18 protein-coding genes and 1 other RNA gene are annotated in these 13,358 nt (G+C 74.0%); 12 read left to right on the top strand and 7 right to left on the bottom strand.

Translation table 11 applies throughout. The features are described 5' to 3' along the window. Positions 1-215 precede the first annotated feature (215 nt). The 5 genes from ACZ3YL_RS08080 to rnpB all read left to right on the top strand — a co-directional run bounded on the left by ACZ3YL_RS08080 (position 216) and on the right by rnpB (position 4,580). Positions 216-554: a hypothetical protein gene (locus ACZ3YL_RS08080; protein WP_188306507.1), complete on the top strand. Its 339-nt coding sequence runs from the start codon at positions 216-218 to the stop codon at positions 552-554. After that, positions 551-925 carry a type II toxin-antitoxin system death-on-curing family toxin gene (locus ACZ3YL_RS08075; RefSeq protein ID WP_465656176.1) on the top strand — a complete coding sequence of 125 codons (375 nt, stop codon included), beginning with the start codon at positions 551-553 and terminating at the stop codon, positions 923-925. The genes ACZ3YL_RS08080 and ACZ3YL_RS08075 overlap by 4 nt, the downstream gene beginning before the upstream one ends. Positions 926-1,020: 95 nt before the next feature. Then, positions 1,021-2,496: an RNB domain-containing ribonuclease gene (locus tag ACZ3YL_RS08070; protein ID WP_465656174.1), complete on the top strand. Its 1,476-nt coding sequence runs from the start codon at positions 1,021-1,023 to the stop codon at positions 2,494-2,496. A 179-nt stretch (positions 2,497-2,675) separates the two neighbouring features. Continuing rightward, positions 2,676-4,169 (top strand): MFS transporter, encoded by a 1,494-nt coding sequence (locus ACZ3YL_RS08065; protein WP_188306589.1) that lies wholly within the window; start codon positions 2,676-2,678, stop codon positions 4,167-4,169. Between the two features lie 13 nt (positions 4,170-4,182). Beyond that, positions 4,183-4,580, top strand: an RNA gene (gene rnpB / locus ACZ3YL_RS08060) — RNase P RNA component class A. 85 nt (positions 4,581-4,665) lie between these two features. On the opposite strand, the gene ACZ3YL_RS08055 is transcribed toward rnpB, so the two are convergent. Both ACZ3YL_RS08055 and ACZ3YL_RS08050 read right to left on the bottom strand, forming a co-directional pair. Beyond that, a complete protein-coding gene (locus ACZ3YL_RS08055) occupies positions 4,666-4,923 on the bottom strand; it encodes a Prokaryotic metallothionein (protein ID WP_188306583.1) in 258 nt (85 codons plus the stop codon). Between the two features lie 154 nt (positions 4,924-5,077). Beyond that, the gene (locus ACZ3YL_RS08050) at positions 5,078-5,476 is read right to left on the bottom strand and encodes an ACT domain-containing protein (RefSeq protein WP_465656172.1); all 399 of its coding nucleotides are present in this window, start codon (positions 5,474-5,476) and stop codon (positions 5,078-5,080) included. A gap of 157 nt (positions 5,477-5,633) precedes the next feature. Between ACZ3YL_RS08050 and ACZ3YL_RS08045 the strand changes: the two genes are divergently transcribed. Next, positions 5,634-6,308, top strand: coding sequence for a PadR family transcriptional regulator (locus ACZ3YL_RS08045; protein WP_465656170.1), 675 nt, complete (start codon positions 5,634-5,636; stop codon positions 6,306-6,308). Between the two features lie 73 nt (positions 6,309-6,381). Here the strand turns inward: ACZ3YL_RS08045 and ACZ3YL_RS08040 are convergent, their stop codons facing one another. Further along, positions 6,382-6,591, bottom strand: coding sequence for a hypothetical protein (locus ACZ3YL_RS08040; RefSeq protein ID WP_188302583.1), 210 nt, complete (start codon positions 6,589-6,591; stop codon positions 6,382-6,384). 42 nt (positions 6,592-6,633) lie between these two features. Next, complete coding sequence (locus ACZ3YL_RS08035; RefSeq protein ID WP_188302559.1) at positions 6,634-6,864, bottom strand: hypothetical protein; 231 nt, start codon at positions 6,862-6,864, stop codon at positions 6,634-6,636. A gap of 429 nt (positions 6,865-7,293) precedes the next feature. Between ACZ3YL_RS08035 and ACZ3YL_RS08030 the strand changes: the two genes are divergently transcribed. Continuing rightward, positions 7,294-7,992 (top strand): bifunctional DNA primase/polymerase, encoded by a 699-nt coding sequence (locus ACZ3YL_RS08030; RefSeq protein ID WP_188302560.1) that lies wholly within the window; start codon positions 7,294-7,296, stop codon positions 7,990-7,992. Positions 7,993-8,399: 407 nt separating this feature from the next. Here ACZ3YL_RS08030 and map read toward each other — a convergent pair whose 3' ends face one another. Then, positions 8,400-9,245 (bottom strand): type I methionyl aminopeptidase, encoded by an 846-nt coding sequence (map, locus tag ACZ3YL_RS08025; RefSeq protein WP_465656167.1) that lies wholly within the window; start codon positions 9,243-9,245, stop codon positions 8,400-8,402. Positions 9,246-9,361: 116 nt separating this feature from the next. Between map and ACZ3YL_RS08020 the strand changes: the two genes are divergently transcribed. The 3 genes from ACZ3YL_RS08020 to ACZ3YL_RS08010 all read left to right on the top strand — a co-directional run bounded on the left by ACZ3YL_RS08020 (position 9,362) and on the right by ACZ3YL_RS08010 (position 10,184). Then, positions 9,362-9,592, top strand: coding sequence for a hypothetical protein (locus ACZ3YL_RS08020; protein WP_188302562.1), 231 nt, complete (start codon positions 9,362-9,364; stop codon positions 9,590-9,592). A 66-nt stretch (positions 9,593-9,658) separates the two neighbouring features. Then, positions 9,659-9,928: a type II toxin-antitoxin system Phd/YefM family antitoxin gene (locus ACZ3YL_RS08015; protein ID WP_188302563.1), complete on the top strand. Its 270-nt coding sequence runs from the start codon at positions 9,659-9,661 to the stop codon at positions 9,926-9,928. Then, positions 9,921-10,184 carry a type II toxin-antitoxin system RelE family toxin gene (locus tag ACZ3YL_RS08010; protein WP_465656164.1) on the top strand — a complete coding sequence of 88 codons (264 nt, stop codon included), beginning with the start codon at positions 9,921-9,923 and terminating at the stop codon, positions 10,182-10,184. Before ACZ3YL_RS08015 ends, ACZ3YL_RS08010 begins: the two co-directional genes overlap by 8 nt. A gap of 32 nt (positions 10,185-10,216) precedes the next feature. Here ACZ3YL_RS08010 and ACZ3YL_RS08005 read toward each other — a convergent pair whose 3' ends face one another. Together ACZ3YL_RS08005 and ACZ3YL_RS08000 are read right to left on the bottom strand one after the other, a co-directional pair. Next, positions 10,217-11,545, bottom strand: a complete 1,329-nt coding sequence (locus ACZ3YL_RS08005; protein WP_465656162.1) for an MFS transporter — start codon at positions 11,543-11,545, stop codon at positions 10,217-10,219. Between the two features lie 46 nt (positions 11,546-11,591). Further along, positions 11,592-12,281 carry a hypothetical protein gene (locus ACZ3YL_RS08000; RefSeq protein WP_465656160.1) on the bottom strand — a complete coding sequence of 230 codons (690 nt, stop codon included), beginning with the start codon at positions 12,279-12,281 and terminating at the stop codon, positions 11,592-11,594. A 47-nt stretch (positions 12,282-12,328) separates the two neighbouring features. On the opposite strand from ACZ3YL_RS08000, the gene npdG reads away from it, so the two are divergent. Further along, the gene (npdG, locus tag ACZ3YL_RS07995) at positions 12,329-13,021 is read left to right on the top strand and encodes an NADPH-dependent F420 reductase (RefSeq protein ID WP_465656159.1); all 693 of its coding nucleotides are present in this window, start codon (positions 12,329-12,331) and stop codon (positions 13,019-13,021) included. Between the two features lie 145 nt (positions 13,022-13,166). Next, positions 13,167-13,358, top strand: coding sequence for a hypothetical protein (locus ACZ3YL_RS07990; RefSeq protein ID WP_188302567.1), 192 nt, complete (start codon positions 13,167-13,169; stop codon positions 13,356-13,358).

Raw genomic sequence — 13,358 nt, 5'->3', positions numbered from 1 at the left:
CTGCGCCCGCATCCCGCGGGCCGGCGGACGGTGCCCGAGCGTCCGCACCCGCGTCTCCGCCGCCTCGCGGGCGGCCCGCGAGGCGCCGTCGGACGAACCGGGGCCGGGCGCGATCGTCGCAGGTCCGGGGACCGGGTGGTCCCGGGGGCACGGGCAAATCGGTGGGAACGGCCGGCGTTCCCCACTACCGTGAGTGGCGAAGGAGAGTGAGCGAGATGACCATGCGACCCCTGGACCTGGTGCCCGGCGACGGCGATGCCGTGGAGGAGTCCCTGTCCGTACGGCTGCCGGTGGGCCTGCCGGCGGAGACGCGGCAGGCGCTGGAGTTCGCGGTGCGGGCGGCGGCCGAGGCCGTGATGGCCGGGCGGGTACGCGTGACGGAGTCGGCCGCCGGGTCGGACACCGCCGAACTGGCCTTCGAGGTCCGCCAGTCGGAGGTCCCGGAGGCGCTCACCGAGCAGGCCCCGCAGGGCAAGGCCGAGCGCCGGGCCGCCATGGTGGCCCGGATCCGGGCCGCGAACGCGGAGACGCTGGAGAGGCTGAAGGACCTGTGACCACCGAGTACCTGGACCTCGACGACGTCACCTACCTCGCCGGGGGCCCGCAGAACGTCCGCGACCTGGGCGGGCTGCTCTCGGCGATCGCCCGCCCGCAGGCGAGCCTGTTCGGCGACGACGCCTACCTGGACCTCTGGACGAAGGCGGTCGCCCTCGGCCAGAGCCTGGCCCGCAACCACCCGCTGGTCGACCGGAACAAGCGCACCGCCTTCGAGGCGATGCTGCTGTTCCTGGACTACAACGCCGAGCCCTACAGCGACCCGCACCCGGACGACGCCGTGGCCTTCATGCTGCGGCTCGCCACCGGCGGCTACGACGACGCGATCGCCCTCGCCGCCAAGGACCTCAGGTCCCTGCTGGGGCGCTGAGGCCCGACCTGTCGAGCCCCGAGGGACGGAGGCCCCCGGCGGACGCGCCGGGGGCCTCCGTCCGGAATCACCCGATTCGCCCTACGCTGGCCTGCATGCCTCGCCGAAAACTGCGCGTCAAGGCCGTCGACTCCGCCCGGATCAACACCGAGCTGACCGAACTCCGCACCCGCCTGGAGATCCACACCGAGTGGCCCGAGGCGGTGCTCGCCGAGGCGGAGGAGGCGGCCGAGCGGCCCCGGCTGCCGGAGCACGACGCCACCGACCTGCCGCTGTTCACCGTCGACCCGCCCGGCTCCCGCGACCTCGACCAGGCCATGCACCTCACCCACCGCCCCGGCGGCGGCTACCGGGTGCACTACGCGATCGCCGACGTCGCCGCCTTCGTCCGCCCCGGCGGCGCCATCGACGCCGAGGCCCGCCGCCGGGTCGAGACCCTCTACTTCCCGGACCACCGCGTCCCGCTGCACCCGGCCCGGATCTCCGAGGACGCCGCCAGCCTGCTGCCCGGCGAACCCCGCCCGGCCCTGCTCTGGCAGCTGGACCTGGACGCCGACGGCGCCGTCGTGCTGGCGGACGTCCGCCGCGCCCTGGTGCGTTCGCACCGCCGCCTGGACTACGCCGCCGTCCAGCGCGCCGTGGACCTCGGTGGTGCCGACGAGCAGCTCGCCCTGCTCGCCACCGTCGGCCGGCTGCGCGAGGAGCAGGAGCGCGCACGGGGCGGGATCAGCCTGCCGGTGCCCGAGCAGGAGGTCGCGGAGACCCTGCACGGCTACGTCCTCGGCTACCGCGCGCTCGGCCCGGCCGACGGCTGGAACGCCCAGATCTCGCTGCTCACCGGCATGGCCGCGGCCGAGCTGATGCTGGACGCGGGCGTCGGCCTGCTGCGCACCCTGCCAGCCGCGCCCGCCGCCGCGTACGAGCGGCTGCGCCGGATCGCCGCCGCGCTGGACGTGGACTGGCCGCAGGCCGTCCCGTACCCGGAGCTGATCCGATCGCTGGATCCGGAGGTGCCGTTGAACGCCGCCTTCCTGAACGCCTGCACCGGTCTGCTGCGCGGCGCGGGCTACCACGCCTTCGACGAGTCCCGCGGCCGGCCGGCCCCCGCCGAGCCGGGGCACGCCGCGCTGGCCGCCCCGTACGCGCACTGCACCGCGCCGCTGCGCCGGCTCGGGGACCGCTTCGCCCAGGAGGTGTGCGCGGCGGTGGCGGCGGGCGAGGACGTGCCGGACTGGGCGCGGGAGGCGCTGCCGGCCGTGCCGGCGCTGATGGCGAGCGGGGACCGGCGGGCGGCCGAGGTCGAACGGGCCTGTGTGGACCTGGTGGAGGCGGAGCTGCTGGTCGGCCGGGAGGGCGAGGACTTCCCGGCGGTGGTCATCGATGTGGACGGGAAGCGCCCCGGCTCGGGCACCGTCCAGCTGCGCGAGCCCGCCGTCCGGGCCCGCTGCGACGCGGCCGTGAACGGCTCGTCCGGCGGGGTGCCCGTCGGGCTGCCGCTGGGCCGGGAGATCGACGTCCGGCTCACCAGGGCCGACCCGGCCACCCGGACGGTCCGCTTCGAGGCGGTCTGAGTGGAGTCCTGAGCGGCGGTCCGAGCGGTGGCCTGAGCGGTGGCTCCGGGGCGGTCCGAGCGATGGCCTGAGTAACCGTCGAGTGCCCGTCCGAGCGGCCATCCGAACGCCCCACCCGAGCGTCCGTCCGGGTGACCGTTCGCACCGCCGCCCCGGCCCGGTGGTGGGAGGATCGGTCCGTGCCCGATCCCCAGCCCCCCGCCGCCCCCGACGCCGGGCGCCGCCGCCGTCTGCTCGTCCTCGCGATCTGCTGCCTGAGCCTGTTCATCGTCGGCCTGGACAACACCGTGGTGAACATCGCGCTCCCGGTGATCCAGAAGGACCTGGACGCCCCGGCCTCCGGCCTGCAGTGGATCATCGACGCCTACACCCTGGTGCTGGCCTCGCTGCTGATGCTGTTCGGCTCGGTGGCCGACCGCTTCGGCCGCCGCCGGGTGTTCCAGATCGGGCTGACCTGCTTCGCGCTGGGATCGCTGCTGTGCAGCCTGGCGCCGAGCCTGGAGTGGCTGGTGGCCTTCCGGGCGCTGCAGGCGGTGGGTGGTTCGATGCTGAACCCGGTGGCGATGTCGATCATCACCAACACCTTCACCGATCCGAAGGAGCGGGCCCGGGCGATCGGCGTCTGGGGCGGGGTGGTCGGCATCTCGATGGCGCTCGGCCCGCTGCTCGGCGGCTTCCTGGTGGACGGTGCCGGCTGGCCGTCGATCTTCCTGATCAACGTTCCGGTGGCGCTGCTGGCGATACTGCTGACCGTCCGTTACGTCCCCGAGTCGCGCGCGCCGCGACCGCGGCGGCTCGACCCGGTGGGGCAGCTGCTGATGGTCGTCCTGCTGGGCTGCGGCACCGCCGCGATCATCGAGGGCCCGGGCAGCGGCTGGACGTCCCCGATGATCCTGGCCCTGGCCTCGGCCGCGCTGGCCGCGCTGATCGCCTTCCCGTTGTGGGAGCGGCGGGTCGCCGAGCCGCTGGTGGACCCGCGGTTCTTCGCCAGCGCGCCGTTCACCGGCGCCACCGTCACCGCGGTCTGCGCGTTCGCCGCGCTCGGCGGCTTCCTCTTCCTCAACACCCTCTACCTGCAGGACGTCCGGCACTACGGCCCGGTCGAGGCGGGCCTGTGGACGCTGCCGATGGCCGGGCTGATGCTGGTCTGCGCGCCGTTGTCCGGACGGATCGTCGGCAGCCGGGGGCCGCGGCTGCCGCTGGTGATGGCCGGGCTGGGGCTGGCCGCGAGCGGGCTGCTGCTGACCCGGCTGACCGCGGACTCCCCGGCGGCGCTGCTGCTGGTCGCGTACGCGCTGTTCGGCTTCGGCTTCGGCATGGTGAACGCGCCGATCACCAACGCGGCCGTCTCCGGCATGCCGCGGGCCCAGGCGGGCGTGGCCGCGGCCGTCGCCTCGACCAGCCGCCAGGTCGGCCAGTCGCTGGGCGTCGCGGTGATCGGTACGGTCGTCACCTCGGCCGTGGTGGGCCCGGTGGCGACCGGCTTCGCCCCGGCCAGTCACGCCGGCTGGTGGATCCTGGTCGGCCTCGGTGGGGCGATCCTCGCCCTGGGGGTGCTCACCACCGGCGCCTGGGCCACCGGTACGGCCGCCCGGGTGGCCGCCCGCCTCGGTGCGGAGCCGCCGGTGGCCCGGTCCGGTGTGCGGGAGGCCGCGTCCGAGCGGCTACCATGACCACTACGGCGGAAGAGTCGGCCGGGCGGTCGCGACGGGTCCCAGACCCGCCGAGGAACGTCCGGGCTCCACAGAGCAGGGTGGTGGGTAACGCCCACCCGGGGTGACCCGCGGGACAGTGCCACAGAAAACAGACCGCCCACCGCTTCGGCGCGTGGGTAAGGGTGAAACGGTGGTGTAAGAGACCACCAGCGACCGGGGTGACCCGGCCGGCTAGGTAAACCCCACCTGGAGCAAGGTCAAGATCGGTGCCTTCGGGCGCCGTGCGCGAGTGTTCGAGGGCTGCTCGCCCGAGCTCGCGGGTAGACCGCACGAGGCTGTCGGCAACGGCAGCCCTAGATGGATGGCCGTCTCCCCGGGCCGCGCAAGCAACCCGGGCGACAGAACCCGGCGTACAGGCCGACTCTTCCGCCCCTGACCGTCGAAGGCCCTCCGGCCCGCGCGAATAGCGCGGGCCGGAGGGCCTTCGTGCGTTCCGGCCCCGGAGGGGCGGGGCTCAGGCCGGGTGGGCGCCGACGGCGTCGCGGATCTGTTCGCCGAGGCCGCCGTTGACGCGGGCGCAGTTGGCGCAGCAGAAGAACATGCCGGCCACCTCGACGCCGTGGCCGACGATGCGCACGGTGCACTGTTCGCAGCGGGGGGCGAGCTTCTCCATCGCGCACTCGAAGCTGTCGAAGGTGTAGGTGTCGCCGGTGACGGTCTTGATCTCGAAGGCGAGCCAGTAGTCGTTGCCGCAGGTGACGCAGATGGCCATGGCGGCCGTCTCCTTCCGGTGGGGGCCGGCCCTGGCGGGGCGGCTCCTTCCAGTGTCGAAGGGCCGCCGGGCGGTGGCCACCCGGCGGGCCCGTCCGGCGGGACGGTCGGCCGGGGTGTGCGGTCAGGGTGGTCGGCCGGGGCGGGCGGGCCCCTCAGGCGGAGTCGGCGGAGAGCTGCTCCAGGGCCCGGACGGCGTCCTCGGCGTCGTCGGCGGCGACGAACAGGTGGTCGTGGTGGAAGCCGGCCACCACGTTGCAGCTGATGCCCTGCTCGGCGAGCCGGGTGGCGACGGCCGCGGTCAGTCCGACGGCTTCCAGCGCGGAGTGGATCTGCAGGGTGATCCAGGCCGCCACGTACTCGTAGCGCAGCCCGAGCGCGTCCGCCTCGTCCTGGGTGACGACCACCGTCACCCCTTCGGGTTCGGCGACGGTCACCACCGGCCGCATTCCGGCGGGCACCTTCGCGGGGAGGGTGCAGTAGACGTACCGCCCCGGGTTGAGCTGCGGGCGCATCCCGCGGAGCAGGGTCGCAAGGTCTCGTTCACCGGCCATGCCCGTCACCGTATCGGTTCGTCCTGGGCCCGTGCCGTCCGGCGGAGCCGTGTCGGTACCCGTTGACGAGCGACAGTCACCGATATATCGTCGAACTATCGAGACAGTGACTCGACTGTCTCGGAGAACCAGATGGAACCTCAAGGAGGTGGGCGCCATGCGCTCAGGAATGCGATTTCGCGGAGAGGGCCCGCGCGGCGGCGGGCGCCGTGGGCCGGGCCCGGAGTTCCGGGGGATGCCCGGGGGCGGCTTCGAGGGGCGGGAGGCCTTCGGCGGCTTCGGCCCGCCGTTCGGCGGCGGTGGCCCCGGCCGGTCGATGGGCGGCCCGTTCGGGCACGGCTTCGGCGGCCACGGCGGCCGGCGCGGTGGCCCGCACGGGCGGCGCGGCGGCCGGGCCCGGCGCGGCGACGTCAAGGCCTCGCTGCTGGCGCTGCTCAAGGAGCGGCCGATGCACGGTTACGAGATGATCGCCGAGATCGCCGAGCGGACCAACGGGGCCTGGCGGCCCAGCCCCGGCTCGATCTACCCGAACCTCCAACTGCTGGAGGAGGAGGGCCTGATCACGGCGGAGGAGGTCGGCGGCAAGCGACTGGTCTCGCTCACCGAGGCGGGCCGCGCCGAGGCCGAGGCCGGGCCCGCCGAGCCGTGGGCCGAGGCCGGCCGGGAGGTCGACTGGGAGGCCGTCCAGGAGGTCGGACAGGCGCTCGGCGCGGTCGAGCAGGCGGTCCAGCAGGTCATGCGGACGGGCACCGAGGCGCAGCGCGCCAAGGGCCTGGCGGTGCTGACCGAGGCCCGCAAGAAGCTCTACCTCATCCTCGCCGAGGATGACTGACCGGTACGGGGGGCCGGTCCCGGCGGCAGCCGGTGACACGGGCGGTGCGGCTGCCCAGGGGTGGTGCCGCTGCTCAGGGGCGGACCTGGAACAGGGCCACGCAGGCGAGCAGCAGCACCGCCCAGCCGAACCAGAGCCAGCCGTCCGGGCCGATCGTCACGCTGTAGAGGCACACCACCAGCAGCAGCACCCCCGTCACCCCGGCGACCTGCCGGTTGTGGTGGGCGGCCGCCTGCGCGCGGCTCCTGGAACGCCGTACGGGGTGCCGTACCGTCCTGGCCATGCCGACCTCCCGGGGAGGCGAAGGAGGGAACGGGCGGCCGGATCAGTCCGAGGGTCCGGTGGAGGCCGCCTCGTCGTACTCGTAGCGCCAGAACCAGCTCAGCCCCCGCACCTGCTTGCTCCGGACGTACACCAGTGTGCGCGCGGGGAAGTCACCCTGCGCGGGGACCGGGACCTTGTACTTCTTGGGCACGCCGAGCATCGGCCCCAGCGGGATCGGGAGGATCCTCCCGTCCAGGGGGCCGCCGACGAATTCGGTGTCCGCGCTCTTCACCCCTCCAGGGTCTCACCTCCACGCGGCGGCCACGGCGGGAGCACCCCGGGGCGCAGGCCCGGTGAGGGCCGAGTGCCCGGAGTGTGACCGGAGAGGCACCGCCCCCGGTCATCCGGAGGCCCCGCGCACCCTTATCCTTCCTGTTACGCCCTCGGGGTCCACCCCGGGTCAGCGGGCCCGTACGGGCCGGGCGGGGCGCGTGTCAGCGCGCCCTCCGGCCGTCACCGGCGCGGACAGCGTGCTGCCGCGACAGGCGTACCGAGACCCGGCGTCGGCCGTCCGGTGACCCCGGGCCGCGGTCGACGGGGCGCGGGACAGCAGGGCCGAGCACCGCCCCGGGGAAGCAGCGGGGGGCGCCGTGCGTTGCGTCGGAGTGGTACGTCGAACGCTGTGCCGCACCAGGCACGGCAGTTGCGCGGAAGGGGCCCGATGGAAGCCGGCGGCAGGTGGACGACCTGGTGGCAGAAGCGTGACCGACAGCGGACCCGCCCGGGGGGCGCGGACCCGGCCGCCAGACTCGATCAGCTGCTCGGCGCGGTACGCGCCGGATTCCCCCTGGCACCCGCCGCCCACCCGGCCGGCTACCGGTGTTCCTGCGACCGGGTGGCCTGTCCGGCCCCGGCCCAGCACCCGGTCTCCTTCGCCTGGCAGACCCAGGCCACCACCGACCCCGAACAGCTCTCCCGCTGGCTCTCCCGCGACCCCCAGGCCAACTTCGTCACCGCCACCGGCCGGGTGCACGACGTGCTGGACGTCCCGGCCGAGGCCGGCCGGCTGGCCCTGGAACGGCTGACCGCACTGGGCGTCGAGGGCCCGGTCGCCGCCGTCGGCGAGGACCGCTACCTGTTCTTCACCGCCACCCGGGGCACCCCCCAGGACGAGGACGAGTGGTGGGACAGCGCGCTCGACTCCACCCCTGACACCGTGTCCGAGCACCCCGGCCTGCGCTGGCACTGCCGGGGCTCGTACACCCTGCTCCCGCCGGCCGCGCTGCCGGACGGCTCCGAGGTGCGGTGGCTGCGCGGGCCCGAACTGCCGCTGCCGGACCCGCTGCGCGTCCTGGACGTGCTCACCGACGCCTGCACCGAGGTGGGCGCCGTCGCCGAGGAGCAGTGGCTGATCGGCTGAGGCTGTTACTCGCCCGCTCGCCTCCGGGCCGCTCGGACCCGGCGCCGACGGTCGGCGGGCGCTGCGCCACCTCCTACGTCGGCGGCTGGGCCCTTCTCCCTTTCGGCACCGGCGCGGCCCTTCGGCTCGGGGCGGGGCTCGCCCGCTCGCCTCCGGGTCGCTCGGGTCCGGCGCCGACGGTCGGCGGGCGCTGCGCCACCTCCTTCGTCGGCGGCTGGGCCCTTCTCCCTTTCGGCACCGGCGCGTCCCTTCGGTTCGGGGCGGGGACTCGCCCGCTCGCCTCCGGGCCGCTCGGAACCGGCGCCGACGGTCGGGGCTCCAGTGCTCGTACCCCGCTGGTCGCTTCTCCCTTTCGGCACCGGCGCGCCCCTTCGGCTCGGAGCGCGCCGGGGCGGTCGCGACAGGTCCTACGGCAGGGTGAGGATCTCCGCGCCGTCCGCCGTGACCACCAGGGTGTGCTCGAACTGGGCGGTGCGCTTGCGGTCCTTGGTGACGACCGTCCAGCCGTCCGGCCAGATCTCGTAGTCGTAGGTGCCGAGGGTGAGCATCGGCTCGATGGTGAAGGTCATGCCGGGCTTGATGACCTCGGTGGCCCGCTCGCTGTCGTAGTGCGGGATGATCAGGCCCGAGTGGAACGACGTGTTGATGCCGTGTCCGGTGAAGTCCCGCACCACGCCGTAGTCGAAGCGCTTGGCGTAGGACTCGATGACCCGTCCGATGACGTTGACCTGACGGCCCGGCTTGACCGCCTTGATCGCCCGGTCGAGCGACTCCCGGGTGCGCTCGACCAGCAGCCGGGACTCCTCGTCCACGTCGCCGACCAGGTAGGTGGCGTTGAGGTCGCCGTGCACTCCGTGGATGTACGCGGTGGCGTCGATGTTGACGATGTCGCCGTCCTGCAGCACGGTCGAGTCCGGGATGCCGTGGCAGATCACCTCGTTGATCGAGGTGCAGACGGACTTGGGGAAGCCGCGGTAGCCGAGGTCGGAGGGGTAGGCCCCGTGGTCGCACATGTACGCGTGGGCGACGGCGTCCAGCTCGTCGGTGGTGACGCCGGGGGCGATCAGCTTGGCGGCCTGCGCCATCGCCCGGGCGGCGATCCCGCCCGCGATCCGCATCTTCTCGATCGTCTCGGCGGTCTGCACCTCGGGCCCGGTGTACGGCGTCGGGGCGGGCTTCCCGACGTACTCGGGGCGCGCGATGTTCGCCGGGACCTTGCGGGTGGGGGACTGGATGCCGGGTACGAGAGCCATGGCGGCGAGTCTAGTCGCGCTCCCGCCCCCACCCGGCGGGTCCCCGTGCGGTGTGCACGGCGGCCCGGCCCGGGGAATGATCGGTACCGACCCCTGATGTCTGGACGGAGAAGGCCATGCCCCTCGGATTCAACCGCAAGCCGACCGGCAAGCCCGGCGAGTGGTTCTACTGCATCAAGCACGGCAAGGTCGAGGAGGGCCCGGAGTGCCCGGCCAAGGACCGCCTCGGCCCGTATGCCAGCCCCGAGGAGGCCGCCCAGGCGCTGCGGATCGCGGACGAGCGCAACCGGGAGTGGCGCAACGATCCGCGCTGGAGCGACCAGCCCAAGGACGAGGGAGCCGAGTAGCCGGACCGCGCGGGCGCTGCGATCGGGCCCGTGTGTACACCTGGGGCATCGGGTACTCTTGGGCGCATGACGCAGCCGTTGCCCGTAGAGTCGATCCGCGATGTCCGCGCGCACCTCGCCGAGGTCGTCGAGCGGGCCGATCGGGACGACGTGCCCACCGTGATCACGCGCCGTGGCAAGGAGGTCGCCGCCGTCGTGTCGATCGATGTCCTGCGGAAGTACCAGGAGTGGGAAGAGCGCGAGATCAACCGGATCATCGACGAGCGGATGGCCGACTCCTCGCCCGGCGTCCCCATCGAGGATGTCATGAGGGAGACGTTGGCCCGCAGTGAGTGAGTACCGCACCGTCTTCCGGCCCGAGGCGCGGGACGAACTCCGGAAGCTCCCCCGTGACACGGCGCTCCGCATCCTGGCCAAGCTGACCGAGTTGGAGAGCGATCCGCTCGGCTTCAACACCACCGCACTCGTGTCGCAGCCCGATCGCCGGCGCCTGCGCGTCGGCGACTACCGCATCGTCTACACGATCGACAACGGACAGCTGGTGGTGTGGGTCGTCCACGTCGGCCACCGCTCCACGGTCTACGGCACCTGACGGAACGCCGCCCCGCCGCCCCCGCCCCGGCGTCACGCCGGGGCGGCGGCCTCGCGGGCGGTGCGTTCGTGCTCGGCCCGCACGGCCGCGGTGTGCGGGTCGGTGCGGTCGTCGTAGGCGAGCAGCCGCGGCAGGGCGGCGGCGACCGCGAGCACGGCGGCGACGCAGGCCAGGCCGCCGGTCCAGACGGCCGCGCGGGCCCCGAGCAGGCCGGCCATGGTGCCGGCCCGGACCTGGCCGAGCTGGGGGCCGACGGAGAAGCTCAGCAGCTCGACGCCGGCCATCCGGCCGCGGACCTCGTCCGGGATGGACTGGTTCCACATGGTGGAGCGGGCGAGTCCGCTGATCTCGTCCGCGCCGCCGGCCAGCGCCAGCCCGAGCAGCACCACCCAGACGTTCCCGGACAGCCCGGCCAGCGTCATGGCCGCGCCCCAGCCGACCGCGGCGGCCACCAGTAGCCGCCCGTGCCGGTGGATCCGGGACGCCCAGCCGCTGGTCGCGCCGACCAGCAGGGCGCCGGCGGCGGAGGCCGCGTACATCGGGCCGAGCGCCCAGTCCGCGCCCAACTCCGATGCCAGGAACGGGAAGACGGCCACCGGGAAGGCGAACAGCATGGCGCAGAGGTCGATCGCGTAGGTGCCCAGCAGGTCCTTGCGGCTCCACGCGTACCGCACACCCGTCAACACCGCTCGCACGGACGGTCGTTCGGCGCCGATGGGCGGCGGCACCGCCCTGATCCGGACGAGCAGCAGCAGCGAGACGGCGAAGGTCAGCACGTCCAGCGCGTACGCGGTCTGCACCCCGGAGAAGGCCACCACGACACCGGCCAGTGCCGGCCCGGCCACCGAAGCGACGTTGTGGTACAGGGACTTGAGGGCGAAGGCGGCCGTCAGGTGCTGGTGCGGGACGATCCGCGGCAGCAGCGAGTCCAGCGCCGGGCGCTGCAGGCCGTCGCAGGCCGCGACCAGCGCGGCGACCAGGTAGATCGGCCAGAGCACCGGGTGCGGCAGCAGGGCGTTGAGCAGCAGCAGCCCGGCGAGCAGGCCGAGTCCGGCCTCGGAGCGCAGCACCAGCCGGCGGCGGTCCAGGGCGTCGGCGAGGGCGCCGCCCCAGAGGCCGAAGGCGATCAGCGGAACGAGTTCGACGGCGCCGATCAGGCCCACCGCGAAGGAGGAGTCGGTGAGTTCCTTGATCTGCATCGGTACGGCGACGTACGTCAGGAAGCTGCCGAAGCTGGTGACGCAGCCGCTCGTCCACAGGTAGCGGAAGTCGCGGGAGGCGCGCCAGGGCGTCAGATCGGGCGTCAGCGAGCGCAGTAGGGTGCGCGGTCGACCGGTATGCGGTGGTTCGTCATCGTTCACGAACCACCATCCTGGGACGGCCGGTTCCCTGTCGGCAACGGGTTTTTCACCAGCGGTTGAACACGGGCCCCGAGGTCAGCCGCCCGGCGAGTCCGGCCAGCCGGTCCAGGGTGGAGCGGCGGCGGGGCGGTTGCCCGGCGGCGGCGCTGACCAGGTGCTGGGCGAGGTCGAAGGGCTCCTCGGCGGCGGTGCCGACGCCGAGCCGCTCGTGCGCGAGACCGGCGAGGTCGGTGACGTCGGCGAGATCGGCGAGATCGGCGAGGCCGGTGACGTCGGTGACGTCGGTGACGTCGGTGGGGCCGTCGAGGCCGCCTGGAGTGCCGTCGGCGGCGCCGCCGTCCAGCGCCAGCACCGTCGCGCCGTGCCGGCGGGCGTCCTGCACCCGCTCCAGCAGCGGGACGCCGGCCGCCCCGGGTGCCACCACCAGCACGGTGGCGCCGCGCCCGGCCTCGCTGAGCCGCCGCAGGTCGTGGGCCAGGTGGGCCGGGGCCGCGGCGGGCGGTGCGTGCCGCAGCAGGGTGGGTGCCAGTCGGGGGACGGCCGACCAGGCGGCCTCGTCCTCCAGATGGGCGGCCAGGTGCCAGGGCTCGTACCCCTCGGTGCCGACCAGCAGCAGCTCGCCCGCCCCGCGCCGCTCCACCGAGCGCCGCAGCGCGCCGGCGAAGCCGCCGACCGCCTCCAGCCACCCGGTGCCCGCGAGCCGTTCCCGGAGTGCCGAAACTCTCACTGCGTCCATGCGGGCCAGGATGTCGCGCCGGGCCCGCGATTTGGGAAGATCGGCCCATGACTTCCCTCGATTCAGCGACAAACCCGGCCCACGAGCTGCCGGACGTCTCGCAGTTGGTGGTCGGCGTCCTCGGCGGCACCGGCGACCAGGGGCGCGGCCTGGCCCTGCGGCTGGCCAAGGCCGGCCAGCAGGTGATCATCGGCTCCCGCGACGCCGCCCGGGCCGAGGCCTCGGCCGCCGAGCTGGGCCTCGGCGTGCGCGGCGCGGACAACGCCACCGTCGCCCGGGAGAGCGACGTGGTGATCGTGGCCGTCCCGTGGGACGGCCACGCCGCCACCCTGACCGCGCTGCGCGGGGAACTGGCCGGCAAGATCGTCGTCGACTGCGTCAACCCGCTCGGCTTCGACAAGCAGGGCGCCTACGCGCTCAAGCCGGAGGAGGGCAGCGCCGCCGAGCAGGCCGCCGTCCTGCTGCCGGACTCCCGGGTCACCGCCGCCTTCCACCACCTCTCGGCGGTGCTGCTGCAGGACGAGTCGGTCGAGCGGATCGACACCGACGTCATGGTGCTCGGCGACGACCGGGAGGCCACCGACGTGGTCCGGGCACTGGCGAGCCTGATCCCCGGCATGCGCGGCATCTACTCGGGCCGGCTGCGCAACGCCCACCAGGTGGAGGCGCTGGTGGCCAACCTGATCTCGGTCAACCGCCGCTACAAGGCCCACGCGGGCCTGCGGATCACCGACGTGTAGTGACGTGTAGTGACGTGTAGTGATCGACGTCGTGTCGGCCTCACCCCTTCGGCCTCACCCCTGGAGTCGTCCGGGGGTGAGGTCGGCGACAATGGGGGCCGGCCGCAACCCGGCCGTCCGTACCCGGTCCTAGGAGCCCCGCGCCATGCCTCGCACGTCCCTCTTCGCCCTGCTCGTCGTCGTCCTCGCGCTGGTGGCCGCCGTGGTCTCGATGATCGAGGGCTTCTGGATCGGGCTGATCTGGCTCCCGCTCGCCGGTGTGGCGAGCAATGTGCTGTGGCTGAACCGGCGCAAGGCGAAGCTGGCCGAGGCGGCGGCCGCCGCCCAGCAGGGCTGA

It is taken from the genome of Kitasatospora sp. NPDC023176 (assembly GCF_055560495.1).
The sequence above is the reverse complement of the archived record's forward strand: the minus strand, read 5'-3'. Positions and strand labels throughout refer to the sequence as shown.

What these genes read in the sequence shown, in the direction of transcription:
- ACZ3YL_RS08050 (WP_465656172.1), bottom strand. Translation starts at nt 5,476, where the DNA reads ATGGCCGGTGAACGAGACCTTGCGACCCTGCTCCGCGGGATGCGCCCG.
- ACZ3YL_RS08045 (WP_465656170.1), top strand. Translation starts at nt 5,634, where the DNA reads ATGCGCTCAGGAATGCGATTTCGCGGAGAGGGCCCGCGCGGCGGCGGG.
- npdG (WP_465656159.1), top strand. Translation starts at nt 12,329, where the DNA reads ATGACTTCCCTCGATTCAGCGACAAACCCGGCCCACGAGCTGCCGGAC.
- ACZ3YL_RS08015 (WP_188302563.1), top strand. Translation starts at nt 9,659, where the DNA reads ATGACGCAGCCGTTGCCCGTAGAGTCGATCCGCGATGTCCGCGCGCAC.
- ACZ3YL_RS08020 (WP_188302562.1), top strand. Translation starts at nt 9,362, where the DNA reads ATGCCCCTCGGATTCAACCGCAAGCCGACCGGCAAGCCCGGCGAGTGG.
- ACZ3YL_RS07990 (WP_188302567.1), top strand. Translation starts at nt 13,167, where the DNA reads ATGCCTCGCACGTCCCTCTTCGCCCTGCTCGTCGTCGTCCTCGCGCTG.
- ACZ3YL_RS08070 (WP_465656174.1), top strand. Translation starts at nt 1,021, where the DNA reads ATGCCTCGCCGAAAACTGCGCGTCAAGGCCGTCGACTCCGCCCGGATC.
- ACZ3YL_RS08080 (WP_188306507.1), top strand. Translation starts at nt 216, where the DNA reads ATGACCATGCGACCCCTGGACCTGGTGCCCGGCGACGGCGATGCCGTG.
- map (WP_465656167.1), bottom strand. Translation starts at nt 9,245, where the DNA reads ATGGCTCTCGTACCCGGCATCCAGTCCCCCACCCGCAAGGTCCCGGCG.
- ACZ3YL_RS08000 (WP_465656160.1), bottom strand. Translation starts at nt 12,281, where the DNA reads ATGGACGCAGTGAGAGTTTCGGCACTCCGGGAACGGCTCGCGGGCACC.
- ACZ3YL_RS08055 (WP_188306583.1), bottom strand. Translation starts at nt 4,923, where the DNA reads ATGGCCATCTGCGTCACCTGCGGCAACGACTACTGGCTCGCCTTCGAG.
- ACZ3YL_RS08030 (WP_188302560.1), top strand. Translation starts at nt 7,294, where the DNA reads ATGGAAGCCGGCGGCAGGTGGACGACCTGGTGGCAGAAGCGTGACCGA.
- ACZ3YL_RS08040 (WP_188302583.1), bottom strand. Translation starts at nt 6,591, where the DNA reads ATGGCCAGGACGGTACGGCACCCCGTACGGCGTTCCAGGAGCCGCGCG.